Origin of the sequence: Methylophaga sp. UBA5088, assembly GCF_002414625.1 — a bacterium.
Taxonomy (GTDB): Bacteria; Pseudomonadota; Gammaproteobacteria; order Nitrosococcales; family Methylophagaceae; genus Methylophaga; species Methylophaga marina.
Genome location: NZ_DIAC01000041.1, coordinates 7,560 through 10,905 on the forward strand (window position 1 = coordinate 7,560; position 3,346 = coordinate 10,905).

A 3,346-nucleotide genomic window follows, 5' to 3' on the forward strand; every position below is an offset into this window, starting at 1 on the left:
AATATCGGGGTCAATATCGATACCATCAAAACTGAAAAAGGAGCCAGTTCGGCCCATACCTACCTGTATGTCATCAATAATGAGTAACGATCCGACTTCTCGCGCCAGTTTAGCTAATGCCAGTAGCCACTCTTCCGAGGCCACATTAACACCACCTTCAGCCTGAATCGTTTCAAGTAAAAATGCTGCCGGTGGCGTCACACCACTCGAAGTATCGAGATACAGCGAACGTAAATGATCCAAGACCGACATACCGCAACCTGACTCACAACCCTGACATGTTTTTTCACAGCCAAATGGATAGTGGGAAACGTGATTTAAGGGCACACCCGCAGCACCGCGAAAATAACGGTTCGCGGTAGCCGCTAAAGAACCGAGAGTCATACCATGAAATCCACGGGTGAAGGCCACTATTTCCTGTCTTGAGGTCACGCGTCTAGCGAGCTTCATAGCCGCTTCAACCGCATTTGTTCCCGTGGGACCCACAAACTGCATTTTGTGCGTCATGCCTCTCGGTTTGAGAATCGTGTCTTCAAACTTTTCCATGAACTCTCGCTTCGCGGTGGTCTGCATATCTAGTGCGTGAGTCACACCACCAGACTGAATATAGTCCACCACGGCAGAGGTCATACGCTCATTGTTATGGCCAAAATTCAGTACACCGGCACCAGCAAAAAAATCAATGTATTCCTTACCCTCTTCATCGATTTGCCTTGCATTACTGGCTTTATCAAAAACAACAGGATAGACACGACAATATGCACGGATATTGGACTCACGTTGTTCAAATATACTCATTTACTACCTCCTGGTTTGTGATATCCACTGATAATCAGCGAACGATGTAGTCAGTTATTCTGGCAAGGGCGCACCGACCAAACGCGCATACAGACGAGTGACCAAAGGAATGAGCTGGTCATTGAAATCATAAAAAGGGCTATGACAGACTGATTGATGTGCTGGACCATCATCCGCCCCCACAAGAGCAAAGGCACCGGGGATTTCGTTTAAGTAATAACTGAAGTCTTCAGACGCCATGATGGGCACAAGTGTCTCCGTTTCCATTCCGGCCTGGCCGTATTCAGCCAGCCAGTGCTCTCGCACATTCTGAGCTTGCAAGCCATGATTGATAGTCGCTTCATAACGGGGATAAATATTCACCTCACAACTCACACCATAACTGGCAGCAGTTTGTTGACTTATCTCGACAATTAAACGATTGATGACATCGCGAGTTTTTTGATCAGGTACACGGATACTTCCACCTAATACAGCTTTGTCGGGTATCACCGTTGCTGCACTGGGTGCTTCTATAGAGGAAACGTTCACCACAGCAGCTTTTTGTGGAGATAAATGACGGCTAACAATTTGTTGTAACGCCATGGTAACGGCACTGGCAGCCAGCACTGGATCACAACATAATTCTGGCTGACTCGCATGTCCTCCCTGACCAGTCAGAGTAATGTCAAACGTTCCATTACCACACATCACGATACCGTCTGGACAAATGAGCTTACCAAAAGGCATTGCTGGCCAATTATGCCAGCCATATATTTCATCTATGCCATTTAAGGCGCCATCTTCAATCATCCTCTTGGCACCATGACCACCCTCTTCCGCAGGTTGAAACAAAAGGGTGACTGGAGCTGGAAGTTGATCTTCAACTGACTTTAACCAAGCCGCACTCGCCAATAGCGTCGCAGTATGACCATCATGCCCACATGCATGCATAAAACCTTCATGTTGGGAAACCCAGGCATGTTGCGTTCTCTCAACAATGGGAAGTGCATCCATGTCCGCGCGAAGAGCGATATGTGGTTTATTTTTGCTATGTGGGTTCAGTCTGGCCAAGGTGCCAAATTCTGCACAAGGTTCCCAGGGTATACGAAGCAAATCCAGCTGCTCCCTAATTAAGCGTGCTGTTTCTACCTCATGCCAACCTAGCTCAGGTTGGCTGTGTATTTGTCGGCGCAATTGCTGCGCATGAATGATCGCTTGTTGCCAGATGGACACCATCTTGCTCCTTTGCGTTTTGTTGACTCAAAACAGTGCATGCTTTGATGAAACGAGAGTGGTTAAGCACCTGATTAGGTAATTTACGTGTTAAACATGACCACTTTCAACTCTGACAAAGCTAAAGCAAGGCTTGTTCCATTATTTATTTTCCAGTCCATGTAGCAGACAAAACAAAAACTAGACGACTGGTCTAATCTATGAAATGATAACCATATGACACAGATAAACAAATCACGCTCAACGGATACCAGACATCAGATCTTAAGTACTGCTCAGCAAATCATTCTTGGTAAAGGCTTTGCTGCTGTAGGCTTGAATGAAATATTAAAAGCAGCCAATGTGCCCAAGGGGTCTTTTTATCACTACTTTGAGTCAAAGGAACACTTTGGAACGGCCTTACTTGAGCATTATTTTGAACAATACATCGCTGGACTGGATAGCCAATTAAAGGCTGATAAACGCCCTGCTGTTGAACGTCTCATTGCCTACTTCGAGCAGTGGAAATCCAATCAATGTGATGACACCAGCATGGACAGATGCCTTGTAGTGAAATTAAGTGGGGAGGTAACTGACTTATCTGAGAGTATGCGACTCACATTAAAAAAAGGCACTCAACAAGTCATTGAGCACCTTGCCATGTGTGTGCAAGCAGCCAAAGATAATGATGAAATTAAATTAACTGCAGATGCTCAAACAGTCACAGAAGAACTCTATTATTTATGGATAGGTGCCACCCTGATGACAAAAGTTAATCACACCCCTGTTGCGCTTGAGTTAGCAATGAGTGCCACACTAAGTAAGCTCGGACTCCCAAATCACAACTGATCATCATAATTATATTTACCCAAATCATAGACGACTGGTCTATTAAAGATACTCAGTACTCAGAGGTATGACAGATGAATAATTTCAACTTTTATAATCCAACACGCATTGTTTTCGGACAGGGCCAGATCGCTGAACTGGCCAATCTAGTCCCCGAAGATGCAAGAGTTTTAGTTTTATTTGGCGGGCAAAGTGCACGTAAAAATGGCACATTAGATGAGGTTCTAATGGCACTGAATGGACGCCATGTGGAGGAGTTTGGCGGCATTGAAGCCAATCCCAGTTACAGCACGCTCATGCGTGCAGTTGAGCAAATTCGTCAGCATGAATTGAACTATTTATTAGCTGTGGGAGGTGGCTCAGTCATAGATGGAACCAAGTTTGTCGCTGCTGCTGTTCAGTGTGAGGGCGATGCATGGCAGGAAATACTAGTGAATCATGCCACAAATATTGATAAAGCCTTACCATTTGGCTCCGTACTGACCTTACCTGCTACGGGTTCAGG

At 45.4% G+C, this 3,346-nt stretch carries 4 protein-coding genes; 2 read left to right on the forward strand and 2 right to left on the reverse strand.

All coding sequences use genetic code 11. From position 1 onward, the window contains the following. Together B4K20_RS05830 and doeB2 are read right to left on the reverse strand one after the other, a co-directional pair. The coding region (locus B4K20_RS05830; protein WP_289282218.1) for an aminotransferase class III-fold pyridoxal phosphate-dependent enzyme at window positions 1-798 on the reverse strand (798 nt) is incomplete at its 3' end. A 54-nt stretch (window positions 799-852) separates the two neighbouring features. Then, on the reverse strand, window positions 853-2,016 hold the full coding sequence (gene doeB2 / locus B4K20_RS05835; RefSeq protein ID WP_289282219.1) for a N(2)-acetyl-L-2,4-diaminobutanoate deacetylase DoeB2: 1,164 nt from the start codon (window positions 2,014-2,016) through the stop codon (window positions 853-855). Window positions 2,017-2,229: 213 nt separating this feature from the next. Between doeB2 and B4K20_RS05840 the strand changes: the two genes are divergently transcribed. Further along, window positions 2,230-2,841, forward strand: coding sequence for a TetR/AcrR family transcriptional regulator (locus B4K20_RS05840; RefSeq protein WP_289282220.1), 612 nt, complete (start codon window positions 2,230-2,232; stop codon window positions 2,839-2,841). Window positions 2,842-2,915: 74 nt separating this feature from the next. Beyond that, the coding region (locus tag B4K20_RS05845; protein WP_289282221.1) for an iron-containing alcohol dehydrogenase at window positions 2,916-3,346 on the forward strand (431 nt) is incomplete at its 3' end.

What these genes read in the sequence shown, in the direction of transcription:
- doeB2 (WP_289282219.1), bottom strand. Translation starts at nt 2,016, where the DNA reads ATGGTGTCCATCTGGCAACAAGCGATCATTCATGCGCAGCAATTGCGC.
- B4K20_RS05840 (WP_289282220.1), top strand. Translation starts at nt 2,230, where the DNA reads ATGACACAGATAAACAAATCACGCTCAACGGATACCAGACATCAGATC.